The sequence below is a fragment of the Desulfospira joergensenii DSM 10085 genome (assembly GCF_000420085.1).
Taxonomy (GTDB): Bacteria; Desulfobacterota; Desulfobacteria; order Desulfobacterales; family Desulfobacteraceae; genus Desulfospira; species Desulfospira joergensenii.
The window spans coordinates 1,131,692-1,147,754 of the sequence record NZ_ATUG01000002.1; the positions used below are offsets into that span (position 1 = coordinate 1,131,692).

A 16,063-nucleotide genomic window follows, 5' to 3' on the forward strand; every position below is an offset into this window, starting at 1 on the left:
CCGGCTAATGCGTTGCGATGGAAAACAGATTAATTCCCTGGTCTTCTTCAATTACAATGATGTCCTCTCCAAAGGGCGTTTGGGCAAACAGCCTTTTAAAATCTTCTTCTTCCCTCAGGATCAATTTCCAGTCAACGATGTGATCCATGAATATACGGTCGGGACCGGATTTAAAATTCCCGACGATCAAATGACCCCCGGGCTTCAGGTGCTGATGGCACCGGGTGGCAAAGGCGATAAAAAGGGAATCGTCAAGATAGTCCAGCAGTCCTGCCGAATAAATAATATCTTTCTTACCAAATTCCTGATCGGCTTTTCCAAGGGCCCACTTGATAAGATTTTCATTCATGAACCGGATATCGGCCTTGTGGTCTACCTGGCTGATATTTTTTGCAGACATCTCAAGGGCCTCCGGATCTATGTCCACGCAGAGGACCTCAACTTTTTCGCTGTGTCTGCATTGGGAAAGAAAATCACAAAGTTCCCGGCTGGGTCCGCAGGCCAGGGACATGATGCGGATGGGGCCGTCTGCCTCCTTTTTTTCATCGCACATGGTTTTAAGGTGGTGGCTTAAAAGTCGTCTTCGCCCCCGTACGGCATGGCAGGAGGCGCTGTCAAGGGACCACTGATCAATCAATTTGCCGATCTTCCCGTCTCCATGGGGCTCATTGGCATATATCATTTCGATCATATTGCAGTCCCCTGCATATCCCTTGGGTTTGAAATAGGCTCTTTCCAGGTAGCGGCTTCTCATGAAATAGGGGAAAACCTCCTTGAAAATATAGCCCCAGACAATATCGGCATTGGGGGATTCTTCAACCAGGGGACCCTCTGCCCGGAGCCATCCATGGAGTCTGTTAAGAAGATCATAGCCCGCTGTCTGAAGTTTTTCCGGAATGTCCGGGCTCACTGCTTTCTGTACGCCGAAGGAGAGTTCAAACATCTGGGATTTGAATCCATCAATGGCCTCTTTTATCCGTTGGCCCTCCGGGGTCTTAAAAAATTCATCGGGCAGGGGTTTTGACTCCCCCATCCTGCGCCGTCCCGTGGACAGGGACTCTGCATAGCTGGCAAGGGGGTCTCTTTCGCTAAGAATTCTCCTGAATTTGGAACAGATCCGTTCCGCCAGAAAAACCATGAAGTCCCCGAACAGGACAGGATCTTTCTCCTGTATTTTCCGGAGGTCCTCCCGGTTCAGGGTCAGAATTTCAGATTCTTCTGTTGCCCGGATATCGCGGACCCTTGAAATTTCATCAAAAAATCCGATCTCTCCAAAAAAATTACCCGCACCGATGAGGGCCACCAGGATTTTCGTATCCTGGGAGGTATAGGAAACCTCAACAGCCCCTGTTTTCAGGTAATAGATGGAACTTGCCCTGTCGCCTCCGATCACGATTTCCGAATTTTTGGCACATGGGGTTGAACTGAAAAATTCCAAAATGCGATTCAGGGTCTGGGTGTCAGTAATGGTCATGGCCACTCCTTTCGGACGGAATTACTGCCCGGGAAATGAATTGAAACCAAACGAATTATTTGTTTTTCAGGCTGCCCGGTTTAAATCAAAAAGGCATACCCAGTTGATATGCGTTCGTTTTCGTCTTTTGGGGTCTGTCTGCCCGAAGGACAAGCCTAAATTACCGCAATATTGTAGAGTAAAGGTAATAATTTCGTCAAGAATATAATGTCATATGCCGGAAGGAGGGACGAAAACGACAAACAGGGCGGCCAAAAGGCCCCCCTGTCTGATTGGTTTTTCAGTTGTGGGACTGCGCTAGATCATCTTTCCGTCTTTCCAGAAGGGCGACATCTGCCGGAGCCTGTCAATGATGGGCACCATGGCATTGACGATTTTATCCATCTCCTCTTTGGTATTGTAGTGGGACAGGGAAAAGCGGATGGTTCCATGGGCGGATTTATAGGGTACATCCATGGCCATGAGCACATGGGAGGGATCAAGGGAGCCAGAGGTACAGGCGGAACCGGATGAGGCGCAGATTCCCTCCTGGTCCAGGAGCATGAGGATGGATTCCCCTTCCACGGCGTCAAACCCGATGGACAGGGTATTGGGCAGACGGCTTTCCAGTTCCCCGTTCACGGAACATGAGGGGATCTTTTCCAATAGCCGGTTCTGGAGATAGTCCCGCAGGTCTTTGACATGGGTATTCATCTGGCTTAGGTTTTCCCGGGCCAGTTCGCATGCCTTTCCCAGACCGATGATGGATACGGTGTTCTCCGTGCCGCCGCGTCTGCCGCTTTCCTGGTGGCCTCCGATGAGAAAGGGAGAGAACTTTAATCCCTTTTTTACGTAAAGCACCCCCACGCCCTTGGGGGCATGGATCTTATGTCCGGACAGGGAGAGCATGTCTATTCCGGCCTTTTTTACATCAATGGGAATCTTGCCCGTGGCCTGGACCCCATCGGTATGAAAGAGAATTCCCTTCTCCCCCGCTTTTTTTGCAATTTCTTCAACGGGAAAAATCATACCGGTTTCGTTGTTGGCCCACATGATGGAGATCACGGCCGTGTCTTTTGACATGCTGCTGTAAAGGGTGTCCATATCCAGGCGGCCCTTTTTGTCCACGGGAACAAAGGTGACCTTGTAGCCCCTCTTTTTTTCCAGGTATTTGCACAGATTTAAAATCGCCGGATGCTCCACCACGGATGTAATGATATGTTTTTTATCGGGAAAGGCCGTCAGGGCGGCGTTTATGGCGGCATTGTCGCTTTCGGTGCCGCAGCTGGTGAAGACGATCTCTTCAGGATCTGCGTTAATCAGGCCGGCCACCCGCTGCCTGGCCTCTTTGATTTTTTTGCCCACCTTGTCCCCAAAGGTATACATGGAGGAGGGGTTTCCGTACATCTCACCGAAGTAGGGCAGCATCTCCTGAATCACCTCATCGGCAACTTTTGTGGTGGCGTTGTTATCCGTGTATATGACGTCCATGGCTATCCTTTGACCTGTACCGATTCAATAATTTCCTCAATCCGATCCAAACACTTGCCGCATCCGCCCCCGGCCTTGAGATAATTGGTCACGTCCTCGGTGGTTTCAAGACCCTTGGTTTTTACGGCATCAATGATCTCAAGGTCGGTGACTTCAAAGCATTCACAGACCATCTCCCCCGGTTTTTCAAGGATCTGAATCCCCCGGTAATTGGCAATGGCCTTTTTCAATGCGGCCTGGCCCATGACCGAACAATGCATTTTCTCCTTGGGAAGTCCCCCCAGAAAGTCGGCAATATCGTCATTGGTCACCTTGGCGGCCTCATCCAGGGTCATGCCCTTGATGATCTCTGTCAGGGCCGATGATGACGCCACGGCACTGGCACAGCCGAAGGTCATGAAAGAGGCATCAATGATTCTTTCGTTTTCATTGACCTTTAAAAAGAGTTTCAGGGCATCCCCGCAGTTGATGGATCCTGTCTCACCCACGGCATTGGCATCTTCCAATTCCCCTACGTTCCTGGGTTTCAGGAAATGTTCCTTGACCTTGTCCGTATAATCCCACATGCTTGTCTCCTTTATTTTGCCAGGCGGTTATCCTGATTTAAGGGTCCTTTGTTTGTCATGACCTAAAATACTACATAGTGGTAGATTGTCAATACCCTCAGAGTTCAACGGGCACCGCCCGGTTCAAACAGATTCTCCGGGGATTGATTCTTACATCCCGGGTAATGATCTGAACTCCGTTTTTCCGGGCGGACTTTAGTTTTTCTGCATACTTGGGGTCAATCCCGGCGGCCGGTGAAAAGATCTTGGCATCCGTGCGCTGAATCAGATAGAAGATCACGGCCCTGTGTCCCTGCCCGGCCAGGCGGGCCAGCTCATCCAGGTGTTTTTGCCCCCGGGTGGTTACGGCATCGGGGAACATGGCCCGGCCCTGTTCAACCAGGGTGCAGTTCTTAATCTCCACAAAACAGATCTGCCCGGATTCATTTTCCAGTTTCAGGTCCAGCCGGGTATGGTCACTGGTTTTGACTTCGGGCCGGACCTTTGTAAATTCCTCCAGTTCCTCCACCAGCCCGTTTTTTATGGATTCCCCCACCAGCTTGTTGGGCACCTGGGTATTGACTCCGATCATGGATTCCGGGGTTTGGATCAGCTCCCAGGTGAATTTGAGTTTTCGTTTTTTATTGTCGCTCTCTGAAATCCAGACCGGTGCCCCTGCCAGGGCACACCCTTTCATGGATCCGGAGTTGGGGCAATGGGCCGTGACCATTTGTCCGTCTTCCAATTCCACATCGGCCAGAAATCGTTTATACCGGCGGATCAGTCTTCCCTCAATCAGGCTTGGCAGTTCATGGCCCCTATAGCTCATTGTTTTTCCTTTGATTCTTCTTTGTTTATCCGTACCAGATCCGAGTCCCTCAGATACTTTTCCAATTCATCCATTTCAAGGCTCCGGCGGATGCCGAACCGGGTCAGGGAGAAATCATATTTTACCGGATCCTTTTCATTGATTTTTCTAAACCCCTGAGTCACCTCAAGGGCGGCTGCCCGGTCCGGGTTTTTGCGCCGGGTAAAACCCAGGATTGTTCCAATCCTGTACATATGTGTATCAAGGGGGATGATCAACTGGTCCGGAGCCACCCGTTTCCATCCTCCCGGGTCCACCCCGTCCTCTCGTACCATCCATCTTAAATAAAGATGACTCCGCTTGCAGGCGCTCGTCTTCAGGGGATCTGCCAGCAAATGCCCGGTCTGCCTCAAGGGATCCAGACTTTGGGTCAGAAAAGAGAGCCCGGCCGGGACAATTGTTTCTCCCGTGTCCGTTCCCGCAAGAAAACATCCTTCCAGGGACCCGTAGTCAAAGACCACCCTCCTTATCCCATTGATCAGGGCGCATATATGGGTTTCACCGGCAAACCGGTATTTGAATCCCTTGAAATCAGAGGAGATCTTTCGGGCGTCGGAACGGGTCAGGTATTCAAAGGGGGAGGCTCCCATGGTGTCCAATACCCGGCCCACGCTCTTCATGATCATCTCCACCCTGCCGTAGGCCAGGCAGGCCGCGATAAGTCCGGCGATCTCCCGGTCCCTTGTGTCAGGATAATCATAGAGAAAAAGCAGGGGATCCGGGTCCACGAATTCCCTCTTGTTATACCCTTTGTATATGGATTCCAGTTTTTTCTTCAGCGCCCGACTCACTTTTGCCTTCCGCAGTTTTCTTATCCGCCTTGGTTTTCCATTCATTTATCGATCCTTGTAAATGGATAAAGCAAAATTAAGACCAGTCTTGAAAGATAAATGGATAAGATTTTGGAAAGAATTTGAAAAGCCCCCGGCCGAAGTTCAGGGGCTCATGAATCATGAAGAGCGCAACCGACAATGGGAACCGGTTTCAGGTCACCTGGAGATTTTACGATGGACCGGGTTGCTCTCTTTTCTCGTTGTCCGTTCCCCGGGTCATGTAGATGCGCAGGGCCTCCTGGACCGTGCCGGCGGCAAGAAAGGCACAATGTTTTTCATCTTCCGGGACATTGCCCAGCCTGGACAGGATGAGTTCCCCCGTGATATCGGCCAGCTCTTCAACCTGCCGGCCCATGCTCAGTTCCGCAGCAAAGGAGCCGCAGACATTGCTGGAGCCGCAGCCGTCGGTCACATAAGAGGCATTTTTCACCTTTTCCCCGTCAAATTCCAAATAAATATCCATGGAATCCCCGCAGTCTCCCAAGGTATGGGCATGAACATCAAAGTGTTCCAGGCTGCCTCTGAATCTGGGGTTCTGCCAGCGGTGAAACCCTTTCTCACCCAGTACCTGCCTGGCCTCCTGGTTTATCTCTTCCTGGAGGCTGTCTATGAACTGATCCAGTTTGTCCGTCATTTGTTTTTCCCAATGTCGAGTTTATAAATTCTGTTTCATTGTTCCGACCGGGATTTTACGAAAAAACAAACAGAGTGTAAACCACTTTCAGGCACACTTTGAGATGGCCATCTGATGGGACCGGACCCAGGTCTTTTTGAGGAGTTTAAACACCTGTTTGGGCATGCCAAAGGGAAGATCCACCATGGAAAAATCCGGGCTGATGTTGATATTGGAGATGTATTTCCCCTCAAGGCCGGCCTCGTTTGTGATGGCCCCCACAATGTCCCTGGACCTCACCCCATGTTTGCTGCCCACCTCTATGCGGTAGCGTTCCATGCCTTTTTCCAGGGCAAGGTTTCCCCTATGGCTCTGGTTTTTCCCGGGGTCTGTCTTTTGGGATTTTTTTTCCTGGGTCCCCCGGCGTTTGGGTCTTTCTTTCATGGCCACATTTTTGGGGCCTGAAGTTTTTTGTTTCACCGCCCCGGACTTCTCTTTTGTCCGGGTTTCCTGGCCTGAAAGCAGAAACGGAGCATCCCCGTGGGCCAGTTTTGCCAGAGCTGCCGCCGCCCGGATAACCGGAATATTCTCCTGGTCGGCAAACTCTTGGATCAAATTCTCAAAAACCGTCAGGTCTCCTGACTCCAAGGTCCGGGTAAGGGTCTGCTTAAAGTTTTCCACCCGTTTGGCATTGATATCCCGGTTGGTGGGCAGAAAGATTTCCCTTACCTTCTGTTTTGTGGTTTTTTCAATTTTTTTGAGCATCCAGCGCTCATTGGGTCTAACAAAGAGAATGGCCTCTCCGGTACGCCCGGCCCTGCCGGTTCTTCCGATTCTGTGCACATAGGGCTCCACCTTGGGGGGCATGTCATAGTTGACCACATGGGAGATCCGGTCCACATCCAGTCCCCGGGCCGCCACATCCGTGGCCACCAGGATATCGATCCTGCCGTTTTTCAGTCGGTTGACGGTTCGTTCCCTGGCGTTCTGGGCAAGCTCTCCGTTGAGGGCCTCTGCCTTGAACCCCTTTTCTTCCAGAACCTTGGTCACCTCGAGTGTGGCCACCCTGGTTTTGACGAATACAATGACCCCGTCAAAGGCGGCCGCTTCCAGTATCCGGACCAGGGCCAGGGACTTGTTTGCCCCCTTGACCACCCAGCACTGCTGGTCAATGGTGCCCAGTTCGGTCTTATCCGACTGGACAATGATCTCTTCCGGATCGTCCAGGTATTTGCCGGAAATCTTCCGGATGGGACCGGGCATGGTGGCTGAAAAAAGTGCGGTCTGGCACTCCCGGGGTGTCTTTTCCAATATCCACTCCACATCGTCGATAAACCCCATGTGAAGCATCTCATCGGCCTCATCCAGAACCGTGCAGAAAAGATCGGCCAGGGAAAGGGTTTTTCTTCTCAGATGATCCATGAGCCGCCCCGGGGTTCCCACCACCACATGGACGCCCCTCTTGAGCTGGTTCAGCTGGACCCCGTAGCTCTGGCCTCCGTATACGGCCAGGACATTCAGCTTTTTCATCTTTGCCCCGTAGGTCTTAAAGGATTCCGCCACCTGGATGGCCAGTTCCCGGGTGGGGGTGAGGACCAATACCTGGGGCCGCTTATTCTCAAGATCAATCCGGGAGAGCAGGGGCAGGGCAAAGGCGGCGGTTTTGCCCGTGCCGGTTCTGGCCTGGCCCAGTACGTCCCTGCCCCGGGCCAGACAGGGAATGGTCCGGGCCTGGATAGGGGTGGGAGTATGGTAGCCCACTTCTTTCAGGGCATTCAAGACTTGGGGGTTCAGGGACATTTCGTCAAACCCGCAAAGGGGCACATTATTCTGGAGCATAAAGGGGGTTCCTTAAAGGCATGGGACCAGGATCAGTCCCTGGAGATAAAAAATGCCATATTTACACCGGTTTATTATTTTTCGCAAGGATTATCTTTTTTCTTCCCGGGTTTTATCCCAAAAGAGCCGGCTCCGTCATTTGATTTTCTTTCCGGCATGGGGTAGATTGCTCTTTTTTATTTACCCATTTAATTTCAGGATTCACCGATATTTTGAAATTTAAGCAGACAAAGCTCCGGGCGATCCGTCAGGCCCTTGTTGCCTGGTACGTCAGACACCGGCGGGACCTGCCCTGGCGGTCCACTACAGATCCGTATCATATCTGGATTTCCGAGGTCATGGCTCAGCAGACCCGGGTCAGTACCGTGATTCCCTATTATCTTGCCTTTGTCCGCCGCTTTCCCTGCATTGAAGATCTGGCCGGGGCCGATCTTGACACGGTTCTGAAACTCTGGGAAGGACTGGGATACTATGCCCGGGCCCGGAATTTTCATAGGGCGGCCAAAATCGTTAGTCAAAAAATGGGCGGCCGAATTCCGGATGATTTTGAAGAATTTAAAAAACTGCCCGGGGTGGGGGATTATATCGGAGCGGCTGTCCAGAGCATGGCATTCGGCCGGGCCCAAGCCGTGGTGGACGGAAATGTCAAGCGGGTCCTGGCCAGGATCTTCTGCCTGGATTTCCCTGTGAACAACGGGGCCTCCCACGGATTATTCCTGCCCCATGCCAGGAGCCTGCTGGACCCGGACGATCCCGGCAGATTCAACCAGGCAATGATGGAACTGGGCGCCCTGGTCTGTACCCCGAAGAATCCAGGATGTTCCCTTTGTCCGCTGTCTCAATTCTGCCTTGGCTTTGGTCGGGGCAGGGTAGATGAATTTCCCAAAAGGATTCCCTCTAAAAAGGTGCCCCTGTTTCAAATCGCTGCGGGCATTGTCCGCAGGGACGGAAAATTATTGATCACCCGGCGGAAACCCGAGGGCCTGCTGGGCGGACTCTGGGAATTTCCCGGGGGCAAGCTCAAGCAGGGGGAAGATGCTGAAACGGCATGCATAAGGGAAATTAAAGAGGAAACCGGCCTTACGGTCAAGATCGATTCCCGCCTCACAAGGGTCTGCCATGCCTATACCCATTTCAAGATTGAAATGGAGGTTTTTTATTGCCGGTTCCTGTCCGGCGAAATCCGGCTGAACGGCCCTGAGGATTTCCGCTGGATCCGTCTGGAAGAGATCGATCAATTTGCCTTTCCCATGGCCAACCTCAAGTTTATTCCCCTGATTCAGGCCGGCTGAATCCTTCCTGTTTTTCCCTCTGAGGTTCCCGGAAAATTTTTCTTGACTTAAGTTAGTTTGTCCTTACAATTTTGCTTGTGCGAAATCCGGAAGTCATTTTCCGGCAATTGCTTTCCGGATGATCCGGAAAGCCCTGAAACGACAATCGGCCCCTGGCCGTAATCTATATAATCTTTTCACCCGGGAGGTGAATTATGCCCCATACATTACCAGAACTTGGCTACGAATATGATGCCCTTGAGCCCTATATTGATGCCCAAACCATGGAGATCCATCATACCAAACACCACCAGACCTATATTGACAAGCTCAATGCAGCCCTGGAAGGACATGAAGAACTTTCCGCCCTGGACGTGGATGCCTTGATCTCCGATCTTGGACAGGTCCCGGAAGCCATACGGACCGCCGTTCAAAACCATGGCGGAGGTCATTCCAACCACCGGTTTTTCTGGCCCCTGCTCAAAAAGGATGTGGCCCTGTCCGGTCCTGTCCTGGAGGCCATGAACCGGGATTTCAACGGATTTGAGGCTTTTAAAAAGGAATTTTCCACCAAGGCGGCCCTGGTGTTCGGCTCGGGCTGGGCCTGGCTCATTGCGGATCAGGGGAAATTGTCCATCACGACCACACCCAACCAGAACAGTCCCCTAAGTTCCGGTAAAACACCGGTCCTGGGCCTGGATGTCTGGGAACACGCCTATTACCTGAAATACCAGAACCGGCGGCCCGATTATATTGAAGCCTTTTTCAATGTGATCAACTGGGACCGGGTCAACGACCATTTCAAGGCCGCGCAATAATCATCACTGAACCTGGCCGGCCGTGACCCTAGCGGCCGGCCAGACTTTCCCCATCCCATAACCAGCAAAAATCCCTGCTCAGGGTTTCAATCCGTATACCTGCCGGGGACCCAGAATCTCGGGAAAACGGTCCATCAAAGACAGACACAGAATAGTGCAGAAGTGACAGGCATCCACGAACTTTTCCCCGGGGTCCAGGCCATGGACCTGGGCCAGCCGGGCCGGGCCGCCTTGGATAATGGGGCCGCATATGGGGTGGGCATGGGGATCATATCCCGCCACCATCTCCCTGAAAGGGGTGTGAAAAAGATTTCCCATGAGAATTCCCTGGCAGAGATGGACATTGCCGAAGGGATCGACATGGACCCTCTTGGGATCCTGAAAGTCCTCAAAGGGGCATTGGGTAAATTCCTCCCAGGGCCGGACCGGCAGACCCGGGGTCAACTTTTCAACGGCCCTTCCCCTCAGTTTGGGGCCGCCCAGGTAGATGGGGTTTCCCTTTTCCTGATTTGCCGGCCGGCCCACTTCAGGGGGCTGGATGCAGATGGAACTGACCTTCAGTCCAAGATCCCGGGCGGCCGCGGCTGCATTCTTTGCCGGGGTCTCTTTGCCCTCTCCGTGGTGAAAGGCATCGTCGCTGACATCAATAGAAGACAAACCGGCTTTGTAAAGGGGTTTGAGCCAGAGTTCCGCATCCTTTTGGCTGGTTGCCCAATAGCAGTTTGTCTGGATATCGGTTTTGAATCCTTTTTTAACGGCCATTTTTACACTTTCCAGGACCAGGGGATAGTAGATGAAGGGTTCTCCCCCTTCAAATCCCAGGGAAGTGATGCCGGGAATCTGCTTCAGGTCATCCAGAACCTGTTCCATCCGGGCCAGGGTGTACACCCCCCGGGCAAAGGGATGACAGTACAAAAAACAATGGTCACATTCAAAATTACACTTGTAGGTCAGGATAAAATGGAGACTGGAGAGCATGCCGGGACCCCCTAACGGTTTTTCCGGGCAAAGGCCCAGGAAAAGGAGCGGCCGAAAATTTCAGCCCCTCCCACCCTCACGCCTTCGTACATGGCTGCTGCCATCCATTCTTTCATGCCCGCCTTGTTGACCAGGTTGCTCTGGAACTTTAAATCCACCCGTTTCCTCTCCATGCGGTTTCCGGGTTCTCCGTAAGCGTATCCCAGATCGTGGGGCAGGCAGCATTTATACTTCAGAGCATCGGGGTCGCACCCGGCCAGGAGCCCGAGGAACTCCTCCTGAATGCAGGAACAGCCGTCAAAGACCCAAGGTTGATAGGCGTCCCGGTTGGATTCGATCCGGTCCACCAGATAATCGAGTTTAAAGTGCCGGCACAGTTCAAGGGCCTGGGAAATGTCCACTGTTTCGCCGATTTTTGGGAATTCCATTTTGACCTCCCTGAAGGGTTTATCTATGTTTTTTAGGGATCGTTTCCAGAGTAAACTCTTCTCCATGGAAACTCAACCCCTAAGGTTGCACAAAATTTTTATTGAAAAAAATGAAAGCCATTGAATTTGAAACATATTTATTGCATGGAAAGAAGCTCTCAGGAATTCACTATAAGCGGATTCCAGGATTTCATCTTTTTCTTGAACAATTTTTACCTTCACGTTTTTTGTAACGACAGGGGTAAGCCGATCCTGAATAAAAAGTGTATAAAAATGCAATAATGAACTTTGTTTACAGAATTCATCTATATTGGTATGAATTATAAAACCATATAGGGAGGTGTGTCATGAGATTATTGGCAGAATTTTTTCCGGAATTTACAGAGTCTCTGGATAAAATGGACGAACTGTATCGAGACAAGCGGACCATTGATGAGAAAACCTATCAATTTATCTGTTTTGCCCTTTCCATCAAAGCCAGATCAAAACCCTGCGTGCTCAAACATTTTCAAGGGGCGCTGGAAGCCGGAGCAACTGTTAAGGAGCTGGCCTATATCCTTGCATTGGTCATGCGGGAAGCGGCCGGGGCCGATGACTGCTGGACCCACGATGTATTGGGAGATTGGAAAGAAATTATAGCCGGCAATATAAAATGTGACTGCCAAAAATAAGGATCATCTCCCGGAAAATATACCGGAGAATATATAATAGAACGGCCGGACCAAGGGGCTGATTAACCCTTGACCCGGCCTCGGGAGTGACCCGATGATGTGCCGGTCATCGGCACCGTTCTATAAAAGTCAAACGCCGACTTCCTTAACCTATCATATTGCAGGTCCCGGTTCCAGAAGAATCCGTAAAAGGATTGACCCTATCGATTTTTCCAGACCGGCCTGCGTTTTTCCTCGAAACTTGCGATTCCCTCCAGGGTGTCTTCGGTCTTCATGAGTGTATTGAGAAAATAATTGGAAACCAGATCAACCCCCTGGAAAAAACTGGTGCCCATGTGGCGTTTGACGGCCCGCTTGTTGAGGCGGAGGATCAGGGGGCTGGAACAGCAGATCTCCTTGATATTCTTTTCCACCACCTCTTGAAAGTCATCTTTGGAGGCCACCTGGCTTACAAAGCCCATTTTTCTGGATTCCTTGGCCGTATAGCTCCTGCCCGTGGTTACGATCTCTATGGCCTTGGCCGGCCCCACAAGCTCGGGAAGGCGAAGGGCTGCATAGGGGGGGAAGAATCCCAACCTGACTTCGGGCTGGCCGAATACGGCCTTTTTGGAGGCAATGACCATGTCGCAGGCAATGGCCACTTCCATGCCGCCCCCCAGGCAGGCTCCGTTCACGGCGGCGATCACCGGGATGTCGATCATGTTGATCAGCTCGAAGATCCGGTTGAATACGGCCACCATCTCTTCCACCTTGTCGGGCTTGTGATCCCCCACCTCGACTCCGGCGCAAAAACTCTTTCCCCGGCCGGTAATCACCAGGCACTTGAGGCTGTCGTCTGCGGCGACCGCCTCAAGTGCGGTGTTTAATTCTTTCATCATGGGGATGTTGAGGACATTGTGTTTGGGCCGGTCCAGAATGATATGGATCGCCTGGGCCTCTTTTTGAACCTGTAAAAACTCGAATTCTGCCATGGCTGCCTCCTGATTCTTTGATGGATTATCAGTTACCGCTCATACATGAAGAATTTTTTATTTGCTGCCATCTTACCTCCGGGCAGCCGGTTCGTCCATCCCCTTTTTCAATTCTATCCCCGGATGATCCTGGGGGTGATCAGATGGTGCTGGGGACAGATGGACCTGGGATTCTGGTAGGCCGAGCCGGCAAAGGCCCTCAGGTAATCCCGGATCTTGTCCATTTTAATGATCTCGTCCACCATTCCTTTTTTGGCGCAATAGTCGGGCCTGGAGTTTTCATGGTAGCTTTTGACCAGTTCGTTCATCTTTTCTATGACCGGTTCCAGGGGGCGTCCGGCCTCCTTTTCCTTGACCAGGCGCCGGGAATAGCTGGCAGCGGCCGCTGTTTCCCCGTGCATGACGTTGATTTCCGTGGTGGCCAGTCCCAGGGTGAAGGCGTTGTGGCGGTTGGCTGTGGGGCCTCCCATGACGTAATGGGCTGCGGCCGTCCCCTTGCGCAGGGTCACCAGGATCATGGGGACCTCGGTCTGCTGGATGGAGTAGATCAGGGACTGGCCCAGGCCTAATAGTTCGGCTTTCTCTGCAATATCCCCCACATCTATGCCCGAGGTGTCCTGGAACCAGACCAGGGGGATCCGGTCCCGCCCGCACAGGGAGACAAATTCGTTCATCTTGATCAGGCCCTGGCGGTAGAGTTTTCCTCCGATGCCGCCGTAATCTGCATATTCGGGATAATCTTTTCCCAGCCATCCCTGGTTGTTGCCCACAACACCCAGAAGGAAGCCGTCCACCTTGACCAGGCCTGTATAGACTTCCGGACCGTACCCGGGCCTGAACTCCATGTGTTCGGACCCGTCCACCAGCCGTGCCAAAATCTCCTTGAAGTCGTAGATCTGTTTCGGGTTGCAGGGAATCAGCCGGTAGATGTCCTCGGCCGGAAATTTCGGGTCCTTGGGCTCGGCCACACGGAAAAACTTGGGATTGTAGGCCGGCATATCCTTCATGTACTCTTTGAGCCCGTCCAGCACCCCTTGTTCCTCTTCGTAGACGTAGCGGAAAAAACCGGTTTCCGTATGGTGAATATCCACGGATCCCGGGGGTTTGGCCTTGTACTGCTTGGCCGAGGAAATCAGCTGTTCGGCCCCTTCCAGATCAAAATATCCCTTGGGGGACATGCCGCTTAAAATTCCGCCCCCGCCCACGGCGATGTTGCAGTTCTTGTGGGCAAAGAGAATGGTGGGGCTGATGCCCTGGTATCCGCCTCCGGCGGGATTGGTGCCGTAGATTCCGGCCAGGATGGGGATTCCCATCTGCTCCAGTTCGGCATGGCGGTAAAAAGCGGTTCCCGAACCCCTGCGGTTGGCATAGAATTTTTCCTGCTCGGCAAGCTTGACTCCGGAGCAGTTCACCAGCCAGACCAGGGGGATGTTCAGGCGTTTGGAAAGATTGGTGGCCCGCAGGATATTTTCGGGCTGGCCCGGAAGCCAGGCCCCGGCCAGAACCTTGTTGTCAAAGCCGATGACCACGGCCCATTTCCCTGAAATTTTTGCCAGGCCGTCAAAAACGTTGGTGGAACCTTCTTCGTTGTCTTCGGGGTTGAACAGGGTGTGGAGGGGGGTCCAGGTGCCCGGATCCACCAGGTATTCCAGGCGCTGCCATACGGTCATCACGCCCCTGGCATTTATTTTTTCCGTGGGAATTCCAGCGTTTTTCACCTTTTCCACCTGGGTGTCGATACCGGCCTCAATGGCCTGAACCTCATCCATGTTTTTTTTCAAACCCAGGACCTGACCCTTGTTCAGGGCTTTACCAAAGTCTTCCATCTTTTCAAAATATTGTCTCATTATGCCGCTCCTGAAAGAAAAATTCTTATTGTCTTGCATTATAAATGTCTCAATTAAGACCAATTGCCAGACTTTGTCAAGAAATTTTTAATCAGATTTTTAATCAGATTTGCCTTGACATCCCATGAAATTTCTAGTTTATCTAAGCTTTACACCTGTAATTGACAAAGGTAAAAACAGATAAAATTAGAGTCTGCGGCCCACACCCTGAAATAAAAAACAAGAAAGAACCAGACCCCCTGTAAGGAGGAAACATGGATTTTAAGTTGTCAAAGGAGCATCAGATGCTCCAGAAGGAAGTCAGAAAATTTGCAAAAAAACAGATCGAGCCCTATGCCGATCAATGGGATGAAGAGCACTACCTTCCCATTGACGAAGTCATGAGGCCCCTGGGAGAACTGGGATATTTCGGCACCGTGATCCCGGAGGAGTACGGCGGGGAAGACATGGGGTTTCTGGCCGCCATGATCGTTACCGAGGAACTGGCCCGGGTCTCCTCCTCCCTGAGGGTCCAGGTGAACATGCAGGTTCTGGGCTGTGCCTATACCATATACAAGTACGGCAACGAAGAGGTCCGGAAAAAATACGTGGAAAAACTCTGCACGGCTGAGTATATCGGTGGTTTCGGCATCACCGAGCCCGACGCCGGCTCCGACGTCATGGCCATGGCTTCCACGGCCGAGGACAAGGGGGACCACTGGCTGATCAACGGCTCCAAGACCTGGATCTCCAACGCCAACGTGGCCGACGCCCTTCTTTACTACGCGTATACGGACAAGGAAGCCGGCTCCAAGGGACTTTCCGCATTTGTCATCGAGCCCAAGAACTTTCCCGGCATCAAGACCTCCTCCCTGGACAAGCTGGGTTCCCATTCCTCTCCCACGGGGGAGCTTTTTCTGGACAATGTAAAGGTGCCCAAGGAGAATATCTTGGGACAGCCCGGGGACGGGGCCAAGATCGTATTTTCCTCTTTGAACCAGACCCGGCTGTCTGCGGCTGCCGGCGGCGTGGGCCTGGCCCAGGCCTGCCTGGACTCGGCCGTGAAATACTGCAATGACAGAAAGCAGTTCGGCAAGAAAATCGGTGAATTCCAGATGAACCAGGACATGATCGCCCAGATGGCAACGGAAATCGAAGCGGCCAGGCTCCTGGTTTACAAGGCGGCCTGGGCCAAGGACCAGGGCAAGCTCAACAACGGCCTGGATGTGGCCATGGCCAAGTACTTTGTGGGTGAAGTGGCCACCAAGTGCTCCAACTTTGCCATGAGGATCCTGGGTGCCTACGGATATTCAACGGAATACCCGGTGGCCCGGTACTACAGGGACGCTCCCACCTATTCCATGGTGGAGGGCTCGGCCAATATCTGCAAGTGGATTATTGCCCTGGATCAATTGGGAATCAGAAAAGCAAACCGGTAGAGCAATTCATAATGGATAA

The 16,063-nt window shown here is 52.2% G+C and carries 15 protein-coding genes; 4 read left to right on the forward strand and 11 right to left on the reverse strand.

Going from position 1 to position 16,063, the window contains the following annotated elements; genetic code table 11:
* Positions 1-4: 4 nt before the first annotated feature.
* From F608_RS0117565 to F608_RS0117595, 7 genes are all read right to left on the reverse strand, one after another.
* Complete coding sequence (locus F608_RS0117565; protein WP_022666970.1) at positions 5-1,474, reverse strand: cyclic nucleotide-binding domain-containing protein; 1,470 nt, start codon at positions 1,472-1,474, stop codon at positions 5-7.
* 297 nt (positions 1,475-1,771) lie between these two features.
* Positions 1,772-2,944, reverse strand: a complete 1,173-nt coding sequence (nifS, locus tag F608_RS0117570; RefSeq protein ID WP_022666971.1) for a cysteine desulfurase NifS — start codon at positions 2,942-2,944, stop codon at positions 1,772-1,774.
* Positions 2,945-2,946: 2 nt separating this feature from the next.
* Positions 2,947-3,510, reverse strand: coding sequence for a Fe-S cluster assembly protein NifU (nifU, locus tag F608_RS0117575; RefSeq protein WP_022666972.1), 564 nt, complete (start codon positions 3,508-3,510; stop codon positions 2,947-2,949).
* Between the two features lie 97 nt (positions 3,511-3,607).
* Positions 3,608-4,318, reverse strand: a complete 711-nt coding sequence (sfsA, locus tag F608_RS0117580; RefSeq protein WP_022666973.1) for a DNA/RNA nuclease SfsA — start codon at positions 4,316-4,318, stop codon at positions 3,608-3,610.
* The gene (locus tag F608_RS32440; RefSeq protein ID WP_244154305.1) at positions 4,315-5,148 is read right to left on the reverse strand and encodes a TIGR02757 family protein; all 834 of its coding nucleotides are present in this window, start codon (positions 5,146-5,148) and stop codon (positions 4,315-4,317) included. Before F608_RS32440 ends, sfsA begins: the two co-directional genes overlap by 4 nt.
* 211 nt (positions 5,149-5,359) lie before the next feature.
* Positions 5,360-5,824 (reverse strand): iron-sulfur cluster assembly scaffold protein, encoded by a 465-nt coding sequence (locus F608_RS0117590; protein WP_022666975.1) that lies wholly within the window; start codon positions 5,822-5,824, stop codon positions 5,360-5,362.
* Positions 5,825-5,911: 87 nt separating this feature from the next.
* On the reverse strand, positions 5,912-7,642 hold the full coding sequence (locus F608_RS0117595; RefSeq protein WP_022666976.1) for a DEAD/DEAH box helicase: 1,731 nt from the start codon (positions 7,640-7,642) through the stop codon (positions 5,912-5,914).
* A 212-nt stretch (positions 7,643-7,854) separates the two neighbouring features.
* Between F608_RS0117595 and mutY the strand changes: the two genes are divergently transcribed.
* Complete coding sequence (gene mutY / locus F608_RS0117605) at positions 7,855-8,934, forward strand: A/G-specific adenine glycosylase (RefSeq protein WP_022666978.1); 1,080 nt, start codon at positions 7,855-7,857, stop codon at positions 8,932-8,934.
* 194 nt (positions 8,935-9,128) lie between these two features.
* Positions 9,129-9,731, forward strand: a complete 603-nt coding sequence (locus F608_RS0117610) for a superoxide dismutase (protein WP_022666979.1) — start codon at positions 9,129-9,131, stop codon at positions 9,729-9,731.
* A gap of 78 nt (positions 9,732-9,809) precedes the next feature.
* Here the strand turns inward: F608_RS0117610 and F608_RS0117615 are convergent, their stop codons facing one another.
* Together F608_RS0117615 and F608_RS32445 are read right to left on the reverse strand one after the other, a co-directional pair.
* Positions 9,810-10,709, reverse strand: a complete 900-nt coding sequence (locus F608_RS0117615; protein WP_022666980.1) for a radical SAM protein — start codon at positions 10,707-10,709, stop codon at positions 9,810-9,812.
* An 11-nt stretch (positions 10,710-10,720) separates the two neighbouring features.
* Positions 10,721-11,137 (reverse strand): hypothetical protein, encoded by a 417-nt coding sequence (locus tag F608_RS32445; protein ID WP_153307535.1) that lies wholly within the window; start codon positions 11,135-11,137, stop codon positions 10,721-10,723.
* 347 nt (positions 11,138-11,484) lie between these two features.
* On the opposite strand from F608_RS32445, the gene F608_RS0117625 reads away from it, so the two are divergent.
* Positions 11,485-11,808, forward strand: coding sequence for a carboxymuconolactone decarboxylase family protein (locus tag F608_RS0117625; RefSeq protein ID WP_022666982.1), 324 nt, complete (start codon positions 11,485-11,487; stop codon positions 11,806-11,808).
* Positions 11,809-12,008: 200 nt separating this feature from the next.
* Here the strand turns inward: F608_RS0117625 and F608_RS0117630 are convergent, their stop codons facing one another.
* Positions 12,009-12,779 (reverse strand): enoyl-CoA hydratase/isomerase family protein, encoded by a 771-nt coding sequence (locus F608_RS0117630; protein WP_022666983.1) that lies wholly within the window; start codon positions 12,777-12,779, stop codon positions 12,009-12,011.
* 113 nt (positions 12,780-12,892) lie between these two features.
* Positions 12,893-14,626, reverse strand: coding sequence for an acyl-CoA carboxylase subunit beta (locus F608_RS0117635; protein WP_022666984.1), 1,734 nt, complete (start codon positions 14,624-14,626; stop codon positions 12,893-12,895).
* 254 nt (positions 14,627-14,880) lie between these two features.
* Between F608_RS0117635 and acd the strand changes: the two genes are divergently transcribed.
* Positions 14,881-16,044, forward strand: coding sequence for a glutaryl-CoA dehydrogenase Acd (gene acd, locus F608_RS0117640; protein WP_022666985.1), 1,164 nt, complete (start codon positions 14,881-14,883; stop codon positions 16,042-16,044).
* Positions 16,045-16,063: the final 19 nt, after the last annotated feature.

Excerpts from the sequence above, each read along its gene's own strand:
- F608_RS0117565 (WP_022666970.1), bottom strand. The coding sequence starts at position 1,474 with ATGACCATTACTGACACCCAGACCCTGAATCGCATTTTGGAATTTTTC.
- F608_RS0117610 (WP_022666979.1), top strand. The coding sequence starts at position 9,129 with ATGCCCCATACATTACCAGAACTTGGCTACGAATATGATGCCCTTGAG.
- acd (WP_022666985.1), top strand. The coding sequence starts at position 14,881 with ATGGATTTTAAGTTGTCAAAGGAGCATCAGATGCTCCAGAAGGAAGTC.
- nifU (WP_022666972.1), bottom strand. The coding sequence starts at position 3,510 with ATGTGGGATTATACGGACAAGGTCAAGGAACATTTCCTGAAACCCAGG.
- F608_RS0117635 (WP_022666984.1), bottom strand. The coding sequence starts at position 14,626 with ATGAGACAATATTTTGAAAAGATGGAAGACTTTGGTAAAGCCCTGAAC.
- F608_RS0117615 (WP_022666980.1), bottom strand. The coding sequence starts at position 10,709 with ATGCTCTCCAGTCTCCATTTTATCCTGACCTACAAGTGTAATTTTGAA.
- F608_RS0117630 (WP_022666983.1), bottom strand. The coding sequence starts at position 12,779 with ATGGCAGAATTCGAGTTTTTACAGGTTCAAAAAGAGGCCCAGGCGATC.
- F608_RS0117625 (WP_022666982.1), top strand. The coding sequence starts at position 11,485 with ATGAGATTATTGGCAGAATTTTTTCCGGAATTTACAGAGTCTCTGGAT.
- F608_RS0117595 (WP_022666976.1), bottom strand. The coding sequence starts at position 7,642 with ATGCTCCAGAATAATGTGCCCCTTTGCGGGTTTGACGAAATGTCCCTG.
- F608_RS32445 (WP_153307535.1), bottom strand. The coding sequence starts at position 11,137 with ATGGAATTCCCAAAAATCGGCGAAACAGTGGACATTTCCCAGGCCCTT.
- nifS (WP_022666971.1), bottom strand. The coding sequence starts at position 2,944 with ATGGACGTCATATACACGGATAACAACGCCACCACAAAAGTTGCCGAT.
- sfsA (WP_022666973.1), bottom strand. The coding sequence starts at position 4,318 with ATGAGCTATAGGGGCCATGAACTGCCAAGCCTGATTGAGGGAAGACTG.
- F608_RS0117590 (WP_022666975.1), bottom strand. The coding sequence starts at position 5,824 with ATGACGGACAAACTGGATCAGTTCATAGACAGCCTCCAGGAAGAGATA.